The sequence below is a fragment of the Allobosea sp. P4_C6 genome (assembly GCF_056402015.1).
Map to the genome: position 1 here is coordinate 1 of NZ_JBFUIF010000294.1, position 883 is coordinate 883.

The 883-nt window shown below is 62.9% G+C and carries 1 pseudogene; it reads left to right on the forward strand.

What is annotated here, in order from left to right:
- Window positions 1–530: 530 nt before the first annotated feature.
- Window positions 531–883: pseudogene (locus tag AC1DVA_RS28760) on the forward strand (IS5/IS1182 family transposase); the annotation flags it as partial.

The following is an 883-nucleotide window of genomic DNA, read 5'->3' on the forward strand; positions in this document are numbered from 1 at the left end:
GAGCTGTGAGCTGTTCTTGCGCGGGATGTGCCGGGCGCCACTTACGGACAGTCGCCCGATCTGTTCGAAACGCTCAAAGCGGCTGAATTATTGGCCAAGCGGTTGAGTGCTTCCGTCAAGCTCAGCCGCGAAGCGCCGGCCGCCAAAGAGCGGATCAGAGAGCTATGGCCACGGGATCGAGCGCAATGGTCGGAGGAGCGTCTTGAAGAGTAGCGGATAGCGTGGAAGCAAGTCGAAACTAAATAGCGTCCGCCGGGATTACTGCCCATGGAAGCAAGGATCAAATCGCGGGCTGACTATGACGCCGGGTTGGAGCCTATCCAAGAGCTAACTGGCGCCTTGGAAGGCACACGAGGAGCGCTTACTGATTCAGCTTGTTCTCCATGTCGAAATTTGGCGCGCCAACCACCGGCTATAAGAACGCGTGTTTTGGCCGCTCCCGTGCAAGCAGACGGGAGCGGTATGTTTGAGAGGCGAGCGCTCCTGCGCGTCAGTCAGACAGCGGGGTCGATCCGAAGGCTGTCGTCGCGATGCTCGCCCCCGAGCGTCGCGGCCCAGGAAGCGGCCGCCGCCCCCAGCAGCAGCGCAGCCGCTGTGAGGAACGCGGTCAAAACAGCAATCCTGCGCGCACGCTCCGCTGCGCAGCGCAGAAGGACGTCGACGCGCGCTGGACGCTGAAGATCGGCGGCAAGATCCGGTATCGGCCCGACGGCACACCCTTGCCGCAGATCGCCTTGCCGGTCTTTGGCTACAAGACCCACATCGCGATCGACCGGCGCTTTGGCTTTATCCGGGAGAGCGCGGTGACCTCGGCGGCGCATGCCGATGGACGGATGTTGCCGCGCCTGGTGACGACGCAGAACACCTCCTCAGAGGTCTGGGC